Origin of the sequence: Thauera propionica (assembly GCF_002245655.1) — a bacterium.
GTDB classification, from domain to species: Bacteria; Pseudomonadota; Gammaproteobacteria; order Burkholderiales; family Rhodocyclaceae; genus Thauera; species Thauera propionica.
The window spans coordinates 102,843-118,223 of sequence record NZ_NOIH01000008.1; the positions used below are offsets into that span (position 1 = coordinate 102,843).

Sequence of the window (15,381 nt, forward strand, 5' to 3'; positions counted from 1 at the left end):
CGAAGAATGACGAAGATCCTGTTCGTATGCACGGGCAACATCTGCCGCTCGCCGACGGCCGAGGCGGTGGCGCGGCATTTCATCAGCACGGGCGGGCTGGACGGGCTGATCGAGGTCGACTCGGCCGGGACGCACGGTTACCACGTGGGCGAGGCGCCCGATCCGCGCACGCGCAAGGCGGCGCAGCTGCGTGGCTACGATCTGTCGGCCTTGCGTGCGCGCAAGCTGGATCCCTTCGATTTTCAGCGCTTCGACCTGCTGCTGGCGATGGATCGCGGGCATCTGGAGACGATGCGCCGCCTGTGTCCCGAGGTCTATCGTCCGCGTCTCGGACTGTTCATGGAGTACGCGAGGGGGAGTGAGTACGATGAAGTGCCCGATCCCTACTATGGCGGGCCGCGGGGGTTCGACGTGGTGCTCGACATGTGCGAGGACGGCGTGAAGGGGTTGCTGGACACCGTGACAGCGCGCGCCTGAGCGCAAGTGCCGCCGTGGGTGCCTGGCTCGTCGGGCACCGAGAATGAAAAAAGGCCATCCTTGCGGATGGCCTTTGTGTTTCGGCAGTGCGATTGACGCTTACTTGTTCGTCTCGACCTGCTGCAGGGGCTCTTCGACGACCACAGGCGCCGGGCGTGGCTTGCGGCCCAGGCGCACGGCCTGCTCCGGTGCGCCCGTGCCGAAATCGGCGCGCTTGGAAGGATCGGTCTCGATCATGATCAGACCGCTTTCCGTCGGCGTCGACGGCAGCTCGATCGGTGCGCTCGGCGCCAGCGCGGGCTTGGCTTCCGCCACGCTCGCTGCGGCTGCAGGAGCCGCTTCGGTCGTTTGCGCTGCAACTGCACGCTCGATCAGCGAAGGCGCTTCGGCCGGGGCGGCCGGCTCGGTCTCGACGCTCGGCGCTTCGATTGCCGCCGGGGCTTCCGCCGGGGTCTCGGTCGGGACGAATTCGGGCTCGAGCTTCACAGGCGCGGGTGCTTCCTCAGCCGCCTCTTCCGCAGCAGCCTCGACGGTGACAGCTTCGGCAACCGGCAGCGGCATCGGCGCAGCCTCTTCGGCCACGAGGACAGGCTCGAGCTTGGCGGGTTCGGTAGCGGCTTCCGTCGCGGCGGGTTCCTCGGCTGTTTCAACCGGCGTAGCTTCGGCCGTGGCGGCCTGGAAGGGCGCCGCAGCGGGCGCTTCGACGGCCACCTGCTCGCCGGCCGGAGCAGGCGTCTCGACCGGTTCGGCCGCGACAGCGGGCGCCTCGACCTTAGCGGGTGCCGCTTCAACGGCAGCAGCTTCACCCTCGGTTGCCAGGTCCGCTGCTTCGCCCGTCACGGTCTCATCCGCTCCGGCAATGGCGGCTGCGCCCTGGGCCTCGCCGGAGCGACGACCGCGACCACGGCCACGGCGGCGACGCTTTTCGCTGGGGGTGCCGTCCTCGCCAACCGTCGGTTCGACGACGAGCCCTTCGGTAGCATCGGCTGCGACCGCCGGCACGGCGGCCTTCAGCAGGGCCTCGCTGGCCTCGGGCGCGACGGTTTCGCCGGCGCGTTCGGTGTCCTCGGTGCGCTGGCTGCGCTGGCCGCGACCGCGACGGCCTTCGCCGCGTTCCTGGCGCTCACCACGTTCCTGGCGGTCGCCGCGCTCGGCCTTTTCGGCCTGTGCCGCGCGCTGCGGCTTCTCGCCACCCTCGGTGCGTTCCTGGCGTTCGCCGCGCTGGCCACGTCCGCCCTGGGTCTCGCCATCGCGTTCGCCACGGCGGCCACGATTGCCATTGCCACGACGGCCTTCGCCGTTGCGCTCGTTGCGACCGCGGCCTTCACGCTTCGGTGCGGCCTCGACCACCGGCTCGGCGACCGGCTCGGCAGCCTGCGGCTTGCCGCCGGTAAACCACCCCATGATGCGCGCGAGCAGGCCTTTCTGCGCCGGAGCGGCGGGCACTTCCGCCGCAGCCGGGATCGCAGCGGCGGCCATTGGTGCCGGCTGCGCAGGTTCGATGCCCTTGACGGCCGCTTCCTGGCGGGCGGGGCGCTCGTTGGCCTTGGTCGGCAGGCGCTGCTCTTCCTCGGCGGGCTTCTGCACCATCTGGTAGCTGGCCAGCGCGATGTCCTCGGCGTTCAGCTGGTCGTGGCGCAGGCGGATGATCTCGTGCGCCGGCGTTTCCAGATGACGATTCGGCACGATGATCAGCTGCACCTTGTGACGCATCTCGATGCGGGCGATGTCGACGCGTTTCTCGTTGAGCAGGAAGGTGGCGACGTCGACCGGCACCTGCAGGTGCACCGCGCCGGTGTTTTCCTTCATCGCCTCCTCTTCGAGGATGCGCACGATGTGCAGCGCGGACGACTCCGTGCTGCGGATGTGGCCGGTGCCGTTGCAGCGCGGGCAGGTGATGTAGCTGGTTTCGGCCAGAGCCGGACGCAGGCGCTGGCGCGACAGCTCGAGCAGGCCGAAGCGACTGATCTTGCCGGTCTGCACGCGGGCGCGGTCGTGGCGCAGCGCGTCGCGCAAGCGGTTCTCGACCTCGCGCTGGTTCTTCTGCGACTCCATGTCGATGAAGTCGATGACGATCAGGCCACCCAGGTCACGCAGGCGCAGCTGGCGGGCGATCTCGTCGGCCGCCTCGCAGTTGGTGCGGAAGGCGGTTTCCTCGATGTCCGAGCCCTTGGTGGCACGGCCGGAGTTCACGTCGATCGACACCAGCGCTTCGGTGTGGTCGATGACGACGGCGCCGCCCGAGGGCAGGCCGACCTGGCGCGAGTAGGCGGACTCGATCTGGTGTTCGATCTGGAAGCGTGAGAACAGCGGCACGTCGTCGCTGTAGCGCTTCACGCGGTTGACGTTGCCCGGCATGACGTGGGCCATGAACTGGCGCGCCTGCTCATAGACGTCATCGGTGTCGATGAGGATCTCGCCGATGTCGGGCTGGAAGTAGTCGCGGATCGCGCGGATCACGAGGCTACCTTCCTGGTAGATCAGGAATGCGCCGGTCTGGCCCTGAGCTGCGCCTTCGATGGCGCGCCACAGCTGCATCAGGTAGTTGAGGTCCCACTCCAGCTCTTCGGCGTTGCGGCCAATGGCGGCGGTGCGGGCGATCAGGCTCATGCCCTGCGGCACGTCGAGCTGATCCATGACCTCGCGCAGTTCCGCACGCTCGTCACCCTCGACGCGGCGCGAAACACCGCCGCCGCGCGGGTTGTTGGGCATCAGCACCAGATAGCGGCCGGCCAGCGAGATGTAGGTGGTGAGCGCCGCGCCCTTGTTGCCGCGCTCGTCCTTCTCGACCTGGACGATCAGCTCCTGGCCTTCCTTCAGGGCTTCCTTGATGGAGGCCTTGCCGGCGTCAACGCCAGGCTGGAAGTAGGAGCGGGAGATTTCCTTGAACGGCAGGAAGCCATGGCGCTCGGCGCCATAGTCGACGAACGCCGCTTCGAGGCTGGGCTCGATGCGGGTGATGACCGCCTTGTAGATGTTGCTCTTTCGTTCTTCTTTTGCGGCCGATTCGATATCGAGGTCGATCAGTTTCTGACCATCCACGATCGCGACGCGCAGTTCTTCGGCCTGCGTCGCATTGAAAAGCATGCGCTTCATTTGGATCGTTCTCCCGCGTCAGAAGCACGGGCAGGACGAACGGCGCGCACCATCGCGCTTTCCGGGTTCAGGAGCGATTGGGTAGGGCTTCTGCTTTCATCCGGTGGGTTTGTCGGGCTGTGATGGGTCGGCTGGTCGATATTCTCTTGCTCCCGCCGGCGCGCCGGGTAGGGCTGCCGGGCCGGAACATTTGATCCTGCAAGTGCGAGTAACGCGTCAATATCCAACCCGGGGGCTGGATGGGTGTATCGAAGTTGGCGATTGCGTTACCATCGGCGCCTTTTTCGGCTTTGGATGGCACGCAGCGGTGACGCCGGGAGCGCTCTTCAGGGCTCATCGCCAGCAGTCTGCCGTCGTCTGTCGGCTTCGTCGTTCTGACGCACGAAACCTCGACGTGATGCACTTGGCTGGCAGCGACCGGGTCAACCGCCCGAAAGTATATTTCATGACGACTATCGAAGGCAAAAGCATTGCGGTAAGACACGAGCGTATCGACGAGGCTTCGGCCGGTCAGCGCATCGACAATTACCTGTTGCGCGTCGCCAAGGGCGTGCCCAAGAGCCACATCTACCGCATCCTGCGCAGCGGCGAGGTGCGTGTGAACGGCGGCCGGGTGCAGCAGACCTACCGCCTGGCGGAAGGCGACGAGGTGCGCATTCCGCCGATCCGCGTCGCCGAGCCGACCCGCAGCGCGCCTGCGCCCGCGGGCAAGCCGTTGCCCGTGGTATTCGAGGATGAGGCACTGATCGTCATCGACAAGCCGGCGGGCAAAGCCGTGCATGGCGGCAGCGGCGTGAGCTATGGCGTGATCGAACAGTTGCGCGTGCAGCGCCCCGACGTGCGCATGCTCGAGCTTGCGCACCGCCTAGACCGCGAGACTTCCGGTCTGCTCATCGTGGCGAAGAAGCGCTCGGCGCTGACCGCGCTGCACGACATGATGCGCGAGGGGCGTATCGAGAAGCGCTACCTGACGCTGGTTCCCGGGCGCTGGAACAATCCGCTGCAGCACGTGAAGGTGGCGCTGCACAAGTACCTGACTGCGGACGGCGAGCGCCGCGTGCGTGTCAGCGACGAAGGCAAGCCGGCGCACAGCATCGTCCGCCTGGTCAGGCGCTGGCGCGACTACAGCCTGCTGGAGGTGGAACTCAAGACCGGCCGCACCCACCAGATCCGCGTGCATCTGGCGCACCTGGGCTTCCCGCTGTGCGGCGACGACAAGTACGGCGACTTCGCGCTCAACAAGCGGCTCGAAGGCGAGGGGCTGAAGCGCATGTTCCTGCATGCGGCGAAGCTGAAGTTCGCTCATCCGCTGACGGGTGAGGCCTTGTCCTTCGAGGCGCCGCTGCCCGACGAGCTGCAGGGTTTCGTTGATGCGCTGGGCGCACCGGAGAAGATCCATGGCTGAGCGTTTCGACCTGATCGTGTTCGACTGGGACGGCACGCTGATGGATTCGGCCGCGGCCATCGTGCATGCGATCCAGGCTTCGTGCCGTGATCTCGGTCTGCCCGAGCCGCCGGACGAGCGTGCGCGCTACGTGATCGGGCTGGGGCTTGGCGATGCCCTGCGCCACGCCGTGCCCGAGCTGCGCGAGCCCGACTATCCGCGCATGATCGAGCGTTATCGTCATCATTTCCTTTCGCGCGACCACGAGCTGACGCTGTTCGAAGGCGTCGAGGCCTTGGTCGGCGAACTGGCCGGGCGCGGCAAGATGCTCGGTGTGGCGACCGGCAAGAGCCGGGCGGGGCTGAATCGCGTGTTGGGCAGCACCGGGCTGGGTGTGCATTTTCACGCCACCCGCTGCGCCGACGAGTGCTTCTCCAAGCCGCATCCGGCGATGCTTGATGAGTTGATGGACGAACTCGGTGTGATGCCGGAGCGCACCCTCATGGTGGGCGACACGACGCACGACCTGCAGATGGCGAAGAATGCGGGTGTCGCTGCGCTGGGGGTCAGCTTCGGGGCGCACCCACGGTCCGCACTCGAGGCGGAGTCGCCGCTGGCCTGTGTGCAGACGCCCGGCGACATGGTGCGCTGGCTGCTCGAGCGCGCCTGATCTGCGCGGCGGTCTTCAGGCGAGCAGCAGGAACAGGCTGGGGCGTTTTGCGAGCGCGGGGCGCTCCGCCTTCTTCCAGTCGCGCACGCTGCGGGTCTGCAGCAGTTCGTTGGCCGTGCTGAGGTCGCAGGCGACGCAAAGGCGTGTTACGGGCTTCAACGTTTTCAGCAGGGCGTCGAACATGCGCTCGTTGCGGTACGGCGTTTCGATGAAGATCTGCGTGCGTCCGAGCTTGCGTGATTCGTCCTCGAGGGCGCGCAGCGCGGTGTCGCGCTCGGCTTCGTTCACCGGCAGGTAGCCGTGGAAGGCGAAGCTCTGGCCGTTGAGCCCGGAGCCCATCAGGCCGAGCAGGATCGACGACGGGCCGACCAGCGGCGCAACACGGATGCCGAGCGCGTGGGCGCGGGCGACGAGACGGGCGCCGGGGTCGGCGACGGCCGGGCAGCCGGCGTCGGACATCAGGCCGATGTCGCGGCCCTCGAGTGCGGGGGCGAGCAGGGCGTCGAACTCGGTGTCCCTGGCCTTTGCAGGGTCGGCAGGTAGTTCGCGGATGTCGGTGTCGCGCAGCGGGTGCGGGTAGTCGAGCTGCTTCAGGTGGGCGCGTGCGGCGCGCGCCGTTTCTACGACGAAGTGGTGCAGCCTGGTCGTGATCGCCTGGGCCTGGGTGGGCAGGAAGCCGGGCCAGGGGGTATCGCCAAGTGCGACAGGAACGAGGAACAGCGTGCCTTGCTCGCCGGGGCCGCGTTGGGGGAGGGCGCTCATGGCAGTTCGACGCCTTCGGCGCGCAGCATGCGGGACAGTGCGATCAATGGCAGGCCAATCAGTGCGGTCGGGTCGTCGCCCGACAGCGCGTCGAGCAGGGCGATGCCGAGACCTTCGGACTTTGCGCTGCCGGCGCAGTCGAGCGGGCGTTCCTTGGCGACATAGCGCCGGATCTCGTCGTCGCTCAGTGTGCGGAATCGCACCGAGGTCGGTACGCCCTCGATCTGCACGTTACCGCTGCGGGTGTTGAGCAGGGCGAGTGCGGTATGAAAGACCACCGTCTGGCCGCTCATCCGCTGCAGCTGCTCGATCGCGCGGGATTCCGTGCCGGGCTTGCCGAAGATTTCGTTGCCCATGTGGGCCACCTGATCGCTGCCGATGATCAGCGCGTCGGGCCAGTCCCGGGCGACGGCGCGCGCTTTCTCGGCGGCGAGCCGTTCTGCGGTGGCTGCGGGCGATTCGCCGCTGAGCGGGGATTCGTCGATGTCCGGGCGGGCGACCGTGAAAGGAATGGACAGGCGTTCGAGCAGCATCCGCCGGTAGGTGGAAGTGGAGGCGAGGACGAGTTTCATCGGAGGCAAGGGCGGGTGGTGCGGCGGAGCGGACGCCCGCGAGGGCGTCACGATGCATGACGGCTTTGACACAAAGCCAGAAAAAATAATATCATGCACGGCTTATGTCGCAACAAAGCGCATCGTCCGGCAAGATTGCCGATCCGTTTCGTTTCGCTGCCGATGCACGAACCCTGCGGGGCGAGGTGGCGGTGGCGAAGCTGTCGCGTCTGGCAGATTCGCTCGTCAGCACCGACGGGGCGATCAGCTGGTCGGTTGAGGGCTCGATGTTCGAAGGCGTGGTGTCCGGTCAGTCCGACCCCCGCCTGAAGCTCCGGCTCGATGGCACGCTGAATCTGCGCTGCCAGCGCTGCCTCGGTGGTCTCGACTGGGTGCTGGCGGTAGAGACCGTGCTCCAGCCTGTGCGGGTCGGTCAGCCGATTCCGGATGAGGAACTCGAGGACGACGAGGTCGATGCAATCGAGATCGACGGCGAACTCGATCTGCTCGGGCTCATCGAGGACGAGATCCTGCTGGCGTTGCCGATTGCGCCGCGACACGAACAATGTGAAGCGCCCCGGGGTGGTAATGGGGCGAATGAAGAATCGCCTTTCGCTGCGCTGGCGTCGCTGCGAGGCAGTCATCGCGCAGACTAGGCGCATTAATTTGTATCAGGAGCATTTTCATGGCCGTCCAACAGAACAAGAAGTCCCCGTCGAAGCGTGGCATGCACCGCGCCCACGATTTCCTTACCGCCCCGGCGCTGGCCATCGAGCCGACCACGGGTGAAGTGCACCTGCGTCACCACGTCAGCCCGAGCGGGGTGTACCGTGGCAAGAAGGTCATGAAGGCCAAGGGCGAGTAATTCCGCCTCTCGAGCGCGAGGGCGGCGCATGGCGCAATGCGCCTGCGCCGCTTTTTTTCCGCGTTTCTTTTCCAATCACTGTCTGAATCACGCGAGATGCCGATGGGTGTCACCATTGCGATCGACTGCATGGGTGGCGATCACGGCCCGGTCGTGACCGTGCCTGCTGCGCTCTCCTTTCTGCGCAGTCATCCTGATGCAAATGTAATTCTCGTCGGTCGGGAAGAGGCGATCGAGCCCCATCTCGGCTCGGCGGTTTCCGAATTCGGTGCCCGGATCCGCATCTATCCGGCGTCCGAGGTCGTCACCATGGACGACCCGCCCGCCATCGCCATGCGCAACAAGAAGGATTCTTCGATGCGCGTCGCGATGGACCTGGTCAAGGCCGGCGAGGCCTGTGCTGCCGTCTCGGCCGGAAATACCGGTGCGCTGATGGCGATTTCGCGTTTCGTCCTCAAGACGCTGCCGGGCATCGACCGCCCGGCGATCGCCACCGTCCTGCCCTCGATGAAGGGGCACACCTACGTGCTCGATCTCGGTGCCAACGTCGACTGCACGGCCGAACATCTGCTCCAGTTCGGGGTCATGGGCTCGTCGCTGGTCGCGGCCATCGAACACAAGGAGCGACCCAGCGTCGGTCTGCTGAACATTGGCGAAGAGGCCATCAAGGGCAACGACGTCGTCAAGGAGGCCGGCGAGTTGCTGCGTGCCAGCGGCCTCAACTTCTTCGGCAACGTCGAGGGGGACGACATTTACGAAGGCACGGTCGATGTGGTCGTCTGCGACGGCTTCGTCGGTAACGTTGCGCTGAAGACCTCCGAAGGCCTGGCGCAGATGCTGGGCGCCTTCCTGAAGCAGGAGTTCAGTCGCTCGCTGCTGACCAAGCTGATGGCGGTCGTGGCGCTGCCGGTGCTCAAGCGTTTCAAGAAGCGTGTCGATCACCGGCTGTACAACGGCGCGCCCCTGCTGGGCTTGCGCGGGGTGGTGCTCAAGAGCCACGGTTCGGCCGACGCGGTTGCCTTCGGCAATGCGCTGTCGCGCGCGGCCGATGCGGCGTCCAATCGACTCATCGAACGCATTTCCGAAAGGATGGCGAGCATGAACGAGGTAAAAGCATGATCTACGCAAGGATCGCGGGCACCGGGAGCTATCTGCCCGGCAATCCGGTGAGTAACGATGATCTCGTTGCGCGCGGCATCGATACATCGGACGAGTGGATCGTCACTCGCTCGGGCATCCGCAGTCGCCACCTGGCGGCCGCCGATGTCGGTGCCAGCGATCTGGCGCGCATCGCGGCGGAGCGGGCGATCGAAGCCGCAGGCTGCGAGGCCGAGGACATCGATCTGATCATTGTCGCGACCTCGACCCCCGACTACATCTTCCCGAGTACGGCGGCACTGGTGCAGGCCAAGCTCGGCATCCGCAATGGCGGCGCGGCGTTCGATGTGCAGGCGGTGTGCAGCGGCTTCGTCTATGCGCTGACCGTCGCCGAGAAGTTCATTCGCTCGGGCAGTCACAAGCGTGCGCTGGTGATCGGTGCCGAGGTGTTTTCGCGCATCCTTGACTGGTCGGACCGCGCGACCTGCGTGCTGTTCGGCGATGGTGCCGGCGCGGTGGTGCTGGAGGCGTCCGAGCAGCCTGGCATTCGCGCCTCGGCACTGCATGCGGACGGCAGTCATCACCCGATCCTGTGCGTGCCCGGCGGCGTGGCTTCCGGTCAGGTCATCGGCGACCCCTTCCTGCGCATGGACGGTCAGGCGGTGTTCAAGTTCGCGGTCAAGGTGCTCGGCGACGTCGCCCACGAAGTCCTGGAAGTGGCGGGCGAGAGCGCCGACAGCGTCGACTGGCTCATTCCACACCAGGCCAACATCCGCATCATCCAGGCCACGGCCAAGCGCCTGGGGCTGTCGATGGACAAGGTCATCACCACGCTCGATCATCACGGCAATACTTCGGCCGCGTCGATTCCGCTGGCGCTTGACGAGGCAGTGCGCAGCGGCAAGCTGCGCCCGGGCCAACGCGTCATCATCGAGGGCGTCGGCGGCGGTTTCACCTGGGGCGCAGCCCTGATCGATTTCTGATTCTTCATCTTCATTTCTGACAACCGGAGAGCAGGCATGGCATTTGCGCTGGTTTTTCCCGGGCAGGGTTCGCAATCGGTCGGCATGATGGCCGCCTATGGCGAGTCTGCAGTGATTCGTGAAACCTTCGCTGAAGCGTCCGATGCGCTGGGCGAAGACCTGTGGGCCATGGTGTGCGATGGGCCGGCCGAGCGCCTTGCGCTGACGGTCAACACCCAGCCGCTGATGCTGACCGCAGGTGTTGCCGCCTATCGTGCATGGCTGGCGGCGGGTGGCGCCAAGCCGGCGCTGGTGGCGGGTCACAGCCTCGGTGAATATTCGGCGCTGGTTGCGGCAGGCGCCATGGCGTTCAAGGATGCCGTGCCGCTGGTGCGCTTCCGCGCACAGGCGATGCAGGAAGCCGTGCCTGCCGGTGAGGGTGCGATGGCCGCGGTGATGGGGCTCGAAGCCGACGCGGTGCGCGAGGCTTGCGCAGAGGCTGCGCAAGGGCAGGTGGTCGAGGCTGCCAACCTGAATGCGCCGGGACAGATCGTGATCGCTGGCGCGAAGGCAGCGGTCGAGCGTGCGGGCGAGATCGCCAAGGCCAAGGGCGCCAAGCGCGCGGTGCTGCTGCCGGTGTCGGCGCCGTTCCACTGTGCGCTGATGCGCCCGGCCGCCGAGCGCCTGGCGGAACGCCTCGCGGGCGTTGCCATCGTCAAGCCGCAGATCGACGTCATCAACAACGTCGATGTCGCCGTCTATGATGATCCGGAGAAGATCCGCGATGCGCTGGTGCGCCAGGCCTATTCGCCGGTGCGCTGGATCGAGCTGGTGCAGGCAATGGCGGCGCGTGGCATGACTCATGTCATCGAGTGTGGGCCGGGCAAGGTGCTGGCCGGCATGACCAAGCGCATTGCGAAGGAAGTGGAAGGCGGTTCGGCGCACGATGCGGCGAGCCTCGAGCAGTCGATTGCGGCGGTGGGGTAAGGAATGAGTTTTTCGCTTGAAGGACAGGTGGCGCTGGTCACCGGCGCGTCGCGCGGCATTGGTCGCGCAGTGGCGCTTGAACTGGGGCGCCTCGGTGCGACCGTGGTCGGCACCGCCACCTCGGAGTCCGGCGCCGCCGATATCGAGAAGGCGCTGCTCGAGGCTGGCTGCAAGGGCGCGGGCATGGCGCTGAACGTGACCGACGCCGATGCCTGCGATGCGCTGGTCGGCGATATCGAGAAGCGGTTCGGGGCGATCGGCATCCTGGTGAACAACGCCGGCATCACGCGCGACAACCTCGCGATGCGCATGAAGGATGAGGAGTGGGATGCGGTGATCGACACCAATCTGCGTGCCGTCTTCCGCATGAGCAAGCTGGTGATGCGCGGCATGATGAAGGCGCGCACCGGTCGCATCATCAACATCACTTCAGTGGTCGCAAGCGCTGGCAATCCGGGTCAGGCCAACTATGCGGCTGCGAAGGCCGGCGTGGCCGGCATGACGCGTGCGCTGGCGCGCGAACTGGGCAGCCGCAACATTACGGTGAATTGCGTGGCGCCCGGTTTCATCGATACCGACATGACCCGTGCGCTGCCCGAGGCGGCGCGCGACGCACTGCTCGGCAACATCGCACTTGGGCGCCTGGGGCGTCCGGAAGAGATTGCGGGCGCGGTCGCGTTCCTTGCATCGCCTGCCGCTGCCTACGTGACGGGGACCACCCTGCACGTGAATGGCGGCATGTACATGTCCTGACCAACGGTCAGGATAGCGGTTCAGCCGGGTTTTGGTAGAATACGCCGGCTTTTTCAATACACCCGTTACCCTCTGGGAAGGAGTTAGTTCATGGAGAACATCGAACAGCGCGTCAAGAAGATCGTCGCTGAGCAACTTGGCGTGAACGAATCGGAGATCAAGATCGAGTCTTCGTTCGTCGATGATCTTGGCGCGGATTCGCTGGACACCGTGGAGCTGGTCATGGCCCTCGAAGAAGAATTCGAGTGCGAAATCCCGGACGAAGAGGCCGAGAAGATCACCACCGTCCAGCAGGCGATTGACTACGTCAACGCCCATCTCAAGAAGTAATTCGCTTCCTTGAGTTCCTGCGGTCCGGACGCCGCGTGAGCGGTATCCGGACTTCTCGTATTTTCTTCATTGATTTCAACGGAGTTGCCCGTGTCGCGTCGTAGAGTCGTCGTCACCGGTCTGGGTCTGATTTCGCCGGTCGGCAATACTGTTCCCGAGGCCTGGGAAAATCTGATTGCCGGCAAGAGCGGCATTGGTCCGATCACCCGATTCGACGCAAGTGCCTTCGCCGCCCGTATTGCGGGCGAGGTGAAGAACTTCGACGTCACCGAATACCTGTCCGCCAAGGACGCGCGCCGCATGGATGTCTTCATCCACTACGGCATGGCTGCGGGCATCCAGGCGATCCGCGACTCCGGCATTGAGGTCAATGAGTCCAACGCCGATCGGATCGGCGTCAATATCGGTTCCGGCATCGGCGGCCTGCCGATGATCGAGGACACGCACGACGACTTCCTCGGCGGCGGTCCGCGCAAGATTTCGCCCTTCTTCATTCCGGGCACCATCATCAACATGATCTCCGGCAACCTGTCGATCATGTTCGGAATGAAGGGGCCCAACATCTCGGTGGTGACCGCGTGCACCACCGGCCTGCATGCGATCGGCCTGAGTGCGCGCATGATCGAATACGGCGATGCTGACGTCATGGTGTGCGGAGGTGCCGAGTCCACCGTCACGAACCTCGCGATCGGCGGCTTCGCTTCGGCCAAGGCGCTGTCGACCCGCAACGACGATCCGGCCACCGCGAGCCGCCCGTGGGACAAGGACCGCGACGGCTTCGTGCTGGGCGAAGGTGCGGGCGTGATGGTGATCGAGGAGTACGAACACGCTGTCCGCCGTGGCGCGAAGATCTATGCCGAGCTCGCCGGTTTCGGCATGAGCGGCGATGCGTACCACATGACGGCACCTGATACCGACGGTCCGCGTCGCAGCATGGTCAACGCCATGAAGAACGCTGGCGTGAATCCGGACCAGATCCATTACCTGAACGCGCACGGCACCTCGACGCCGCTGGGCGACAAGAACGAGACCGAGGCCATCAAGCTGGCCTTCGGCGTCGATGCGGCGAAGAAGCTTGTCATTAACTCGACCAAGTCGATGACCGGCCATCTGCTCGGTGGTGCCGGCGGGGTGGAATCGGTGTTCACGGTGCTGGCGGTCCACAACCAGATCTCGCCGCCGACGATCAACATCTTCGAGCAGGATCCGGAGTGTGACCTGGACTACTGCGCTAATGTGGCCCGTCCGATGAAGATCGACGTGGCGCTGAAGAATAACTTCGGCTTTGGCGGCACCAACGGCACGCTGGTCTTCCGGCGCATCTGATCGCGGGCGGGGCATGGCCGCTCCATGCACTTCCCGCTGACAATCGCGCTGCGTCCTTCGCGGCGCGTCATGGCGTCAATCCTGGCCCTGCACGTCGGGGCCGGATTGGCGCTTTTTCATGTTCCGGCGCTGTCGCTCGCGCGGGGTGCGTTGCTCTCGATGTCGACCTTGGCGCCTCTCGCGGCGTGGGGCGCGGTGCTTTTGTCCCTCGTTCTCGCGCTGCGGGCCGAGCTGGCCAAGCGCGGCGTGGTGCTGACGCTGCACGGCAACGGCCTGCTCAGTCACGGGGAGGGGGCGATCTCGCGTTCATTCGCGCTCGCCGACGGCCATGTCGATCTCGGTTGGGCCGTGTGGCTCCCGCTCGCAGAGGAGCAAATCGGCGTACGGAGGGGCAGCAGTTGGTTTGGCTCGCGCCTGATGCTGACGCGGGCGAATCTCCCTGAGTCGCAGTGGCGGCCGTTGCGGATATGGATCCGCCACAAGGCCGCCCCGGTCGACGAGGGCTGAGGGCTCAGCGACGTTCGCGTTTGCGCCGCGGGCGCAGAATCGTTTCGCGGGCGCGCGGGAGCAGGTCGGGAAAGTCGCGCGAGTGGTGCAGGCCGCGGCTTTCCTTGCGCTTGAGTGCGCAGGCGACGATGAGGTCGGCTGTGACGACGAGGTTGCGCAACTCGATCAGGTCGTTGCTGACACGGAAGTTCGAGTAGAACTCGTGGATCTCGCGCGCCAGGAGCCGGATGCGATGCTGGGCGCGCTTGAGGCGCTTGGTGGTGCGTACGATGCCGACGTAGTCCCACATGGCGCGTCGCAGCTCGGCCCAGTTGTGCGAAATGACGACTTCCTCGTCGGCATCGGTCACGCGGCTTTCATCCCAGTCGGGCAGCGCGGGCGGCGATTGTCGCGGCTTGGCGAGGATGTCCTGTGCCGCGGCCTCACCGAACACGAGGCATTCGAGAAGCGAATTGCTGGCGAGGCGGTTGGCGCCGTGCAGGCCGGTAAAGGCGGATTCACCGACGGAGTACAAGCCGGGCACGTCGGTGCGGGCCGCAAGGTCGGTGACGATGCCCCCGCAGGAATAGTGCGCCGCCGGCACGACAGGGATTGGTTCCTTGGTGATGTCGATCCCCAGTTCCAGGCAGCGTGCGTGGATGTTCGGGAAATGCGAGCGCAGCCAGTCGGCCGGCTTGTGACTGATGTCGAGATACACGCAGTCGATGCCGCGCTTCTTCATCTCGAAGTCGATCGCGCGCGCGACGATGTCGCGTGGGGCGAGTTCCTCGCGCGGGTCGTGCTCGGGCATGAAGCGGGTGCCGTCCGGGAGCTTCAGCAGTCCGCCTTCACCACGCACGGCTTCGGAGATCAGGAAGGACTTCGCCTGCGGGTGATACAGGCAGGTGGGGTGGAACTGGATGAACTCCATGTTCGCGACCCGGCAGCCAGCGCGCCAGGCCATTGCCACGCCATCCCCGGTGGCGACGTCCGGATTCGTCGTGTACAGGTAGACCTTGCCGGTGCCGCCGGTGGCGAGTACCGTGTTGCGGGCCGCGAAAGTCACGACCTTGTCGGTCTTGATGTCGAGCACGTACGCGCCGAGGCATCCCGCCCCCGCTTGTCCGACCTTGTCGCCGAGCACCAGGTCGATGGCGATGTGGTGCTCGTAGATGTCGATGTTCGGATGCGCACGCACCTGTGCCGAGAGGGTGGTCTGTACCGCGGCCCCGGTCGCGTCGGCGGCATGAATGATGCGCCGGTGCGAGTGGCCGCCCTCGCGGGTGAGGTGGTAGCCGAGTTGGGAGTCGGCCTCGCGCGTGAAGGGTACGCCGCGGTCGATCAGCCATTCGATGGCGCGCTTGCCGTTCTCGACGACGAAGCGCGTGGCAACCGGGTCACACAAGCCCGCGCCGGCGGTGAAGGTGTCCTGGATGTGCGCCTCGACGCTGTCGGTGGTGTCGAGGACCGCGGCGATGCCCCCCTGCGCCCAGTTGCTTGCGCTGTCGGAGAGCTCGCGCTTGGTGACGAGGGCGACCTTGAGGCATTCCGCAAGCCGCAGAGCCATCGATTGCCCCGCGGCGCCGCTGCCAAGAATGAGTACGTCGTACTGTTTCAGCAAGATGTCGCCCTGG

16 protein-coding genes are annotated in these 15,381 nt (G+C 65.9%); 12 read left to right on the plus strand and 4 right to left on the minus strand.

Translation table 11 applies throughout. The features are described from left to right. Positions 1 to 6 precede the first annotated feature (6 nt). Positions 7 to 477: a low molecular weight protein-tyrosine-phosphatase gene (locus CGK74_RS08510; RefSeq protein WP_094268069.1), complete on the plus strand. Its 471-nt coding sequence runs from the start codon at positions 7 to 9 to the stop codon at positions 475 to 477. A gap of 99 nt (positions 478 to 576) precedes the next feature. Here the strand turns inward: CGK74_RS08510 and CGK74_RS08515 are convergent, their stop codons facing one another. Then, the gene (locus CGK74_RS08515; RefSeq protein ID WP_094268070.1) at positions 577 to 3,573 is read right to left on the minus strand and encodes an Rne/Rng family ribonuclease; all 2,997 of its coding nucleotides are present in this window, start codon (positions 3,571 to 3,573) and stop codon (positions 577 to 579) included. Positions 3,574 to 4,018: 445 nt separating this feature from the next. On the opposite strand from CGK74_RS08515, the gene CGK74_RS08525 reads away from it, so the two are divergent. Together CGK74_RS08525 and CGK74_RS08530 are read left to right on the plus strand one after the other, a co-directional pair. Beyond that, the gene (locus CGK74_RS08525; RefSeq protein WP_094268175.1) at positions 4,019 to 4,978 is read left to right on the plus strand and encodes an RluA family pseudouridine synthase; all 960 of its coding nucleotides are present in this window, start codon (positions 4,019 to 4,021) and stop codon (positions 4,976 to 4,978) included. Then, positions 4,971 to 5,627 (plus strand): HAD-IA family hydrolase, encoded by a 657-nt coding sequence (locus CGK74_RS08530; protein ID WP_094268071.1) that lies wholly within the window; start codon positions 4,971 to 4,973, stop codon positions 5,625 to 5,627. The genes CGK74_RS08525 and CGK74_RS08530 overlap by 8 nt, the downstream gene beginning before the upstream one ends. Positions 5,628 to 5,642: 15 nt before the next feature. Here CGK74_RS08530 and CGK74_RS08535 read toward each other — a convergent pair whose 3' ends face one another. Next, entirely contained in the window at positions 5,643 to 6,389 is a 747-nt protein-coding gene (locus tag CGK74_RS08535) for an SAM-dependent methyltransferase (RefSeq protein ID WP_094268072.1), read from the minus strand. Further along, positions 6,386 to 6,961, minus strand: coding sequence for a Maf family protein (locus CGK74_RS08540; RefSeq protein WP_094268073.1), 576 nt, complete (start codon positions 6,959 to 6,961; stop codon positions 6,386 to 6,388). The genes CGK74_RS08535 and CGK74_RS08540 overlap by 4 nt, the downstream gene beginning before the upstream one ends. A gap of 104 nt (positions 6,962 to 7,065) precedes the next feature. Here CGK74_RS08540 and CGK74_RS08545 point away from each other — a divergent pair, with 104 nt between their 5' ends. The 9 genes from CGK74_RS08545 to CGK74_RS08585 all read left to right on the plus strand — a co-directional run bounded on the left by CGK74_RS08545 (position 7,066) and on the right by CGK74_RS08585 (position 13,768). Further along, on the plus strand, positions 7,066 to 7,596 hold the full coding sequence (locus CGK74_RS08545) for a YceD family protein (protein ID WP_094268074.1): 531 nt from the start codon (positions 7,066 to 7,068) through the stop codon (positions 7,594 to 7,596). A gap of 29 nt (positions 7,597 to 7,625) precedes the next feature. Next, positions 7,626 to 7,805: a 50S ribosomal protein L32 gene (gene rpmF / locus CGK74_RS08550; RefSeq protein WP_004255959.1), complete on the plus strand. Its 180-nt coding sequence runs from the start codon at positions 7,626 to 7,628 to the stop codon at positions 7,803 to 7,805. A 102-nt stretch (positions 7,806 to 7,907) separates the two neighbouring features. Further along, positions 7,908 to 8,924: a phosphate acyltransferase PlsX gene (gene plsX / locus CGK74_RS08555; protein ID WP_094268176.1), complete on the plus strand. Its 1,017-nt coding sequence runs from the start codon at positions 7,908 to 7,910 to the stop codon at positions 8,922 to 8,924. Continuing rightward, a complete protein-coding gene (locus tag CGK74_RS08560) occupies positions 8,921 to 9,886 on the plus strand; it encodes a beta-ketoacyl-ACP synthase III (RefSeq protein ID WP_094268075.1) in 966 nt (321 codons plus the stop codon). Before plsX ends, CGK74_RS08560 begins: the two co-directional genes overlap by 4 nt. Positions 9,887 to 9,922: 36 nt before the next feature. Further along, positions 9,923 to 10,852 (plus strand): ACP S-malonyltransferase, encoded by a 930-nt coding sequence (fabD, locus tag CGK74_RS08565; protein ID WP_094268076.1) that lies wholly within the window; start codon positions 9,923 to 9,925, stop codon positions 10,850 to 10,852. A 3-nt stretch (positions 10,853 to 10,855) separates the two neighbouring features. Further along, entirely contained in the window at positions 10,856 to 11,605 is a 750-nt protein-coding gene (gene fabG / locus CGK74_RS08570) for a 3-oxoacyl-ACP reductase FabG (protein WP_094268077.1), read from the plus strand. Between the two features lie 90 nt (positions 11,606 to 11,695). Then, positions 11,696 to 11,935, plus strand: coding sequence for an acyl carrier protein (gene acpP, locus CGK74_RS08575; protein ID WP_004255952.1), 240 nt, complete (start codon positions 11,696 to 11,698; stop codon positions 11,933 to 11,935). A gap of 90 nt (positions 11,936 to 12,025) precedes the next feature. After that, positions 12,026 to 13,261, plus strand: a complete 1,236-nt coding sequence (fabF, locus tag CGK74_RS08580) for a beta-ketoacyl-ACP synthase II (RefSeq protein ID WP_094268177.1) — start codon at positions 12,026 to 12,028, stop codon at positions 13,259 to 13,261. A 24-nt stretch (positions 13,262 to 13,285) separates the two neighbouring features. After that, the gene (locus CGK74_RS08585) at positions 13,286 to 13,768 is read left to right on the plus strand and encodes a protein YgfX (protein WP_094268078.1); all 483 of its coding nucleotides are present in this window, start codon (positions 13,286 to 13,288) and stop codon (positions 13,766 to 13,768) included. A 4-nt stretch (positions 13,769 to 13,772) separates the two neighbouring features. Here CGK74_RS08585 and nadB read toward each other — a convergent pair whose 3' ends face one another. After that, positions 13,773 to 15,368 (minus strand): L-aspartate oxidase, encoded by a 1,596-nt coding sequence (gene nadB / locus CGK74_RS08590; protein WP_094268178.1) that lies wholly within the window; start codon positions 15,366 to 15,368, stop codon positions 13,773 to 13,775. Between the last annotated feature and the right edge of the window lie 13 nt (positions 15,369 to 15,381).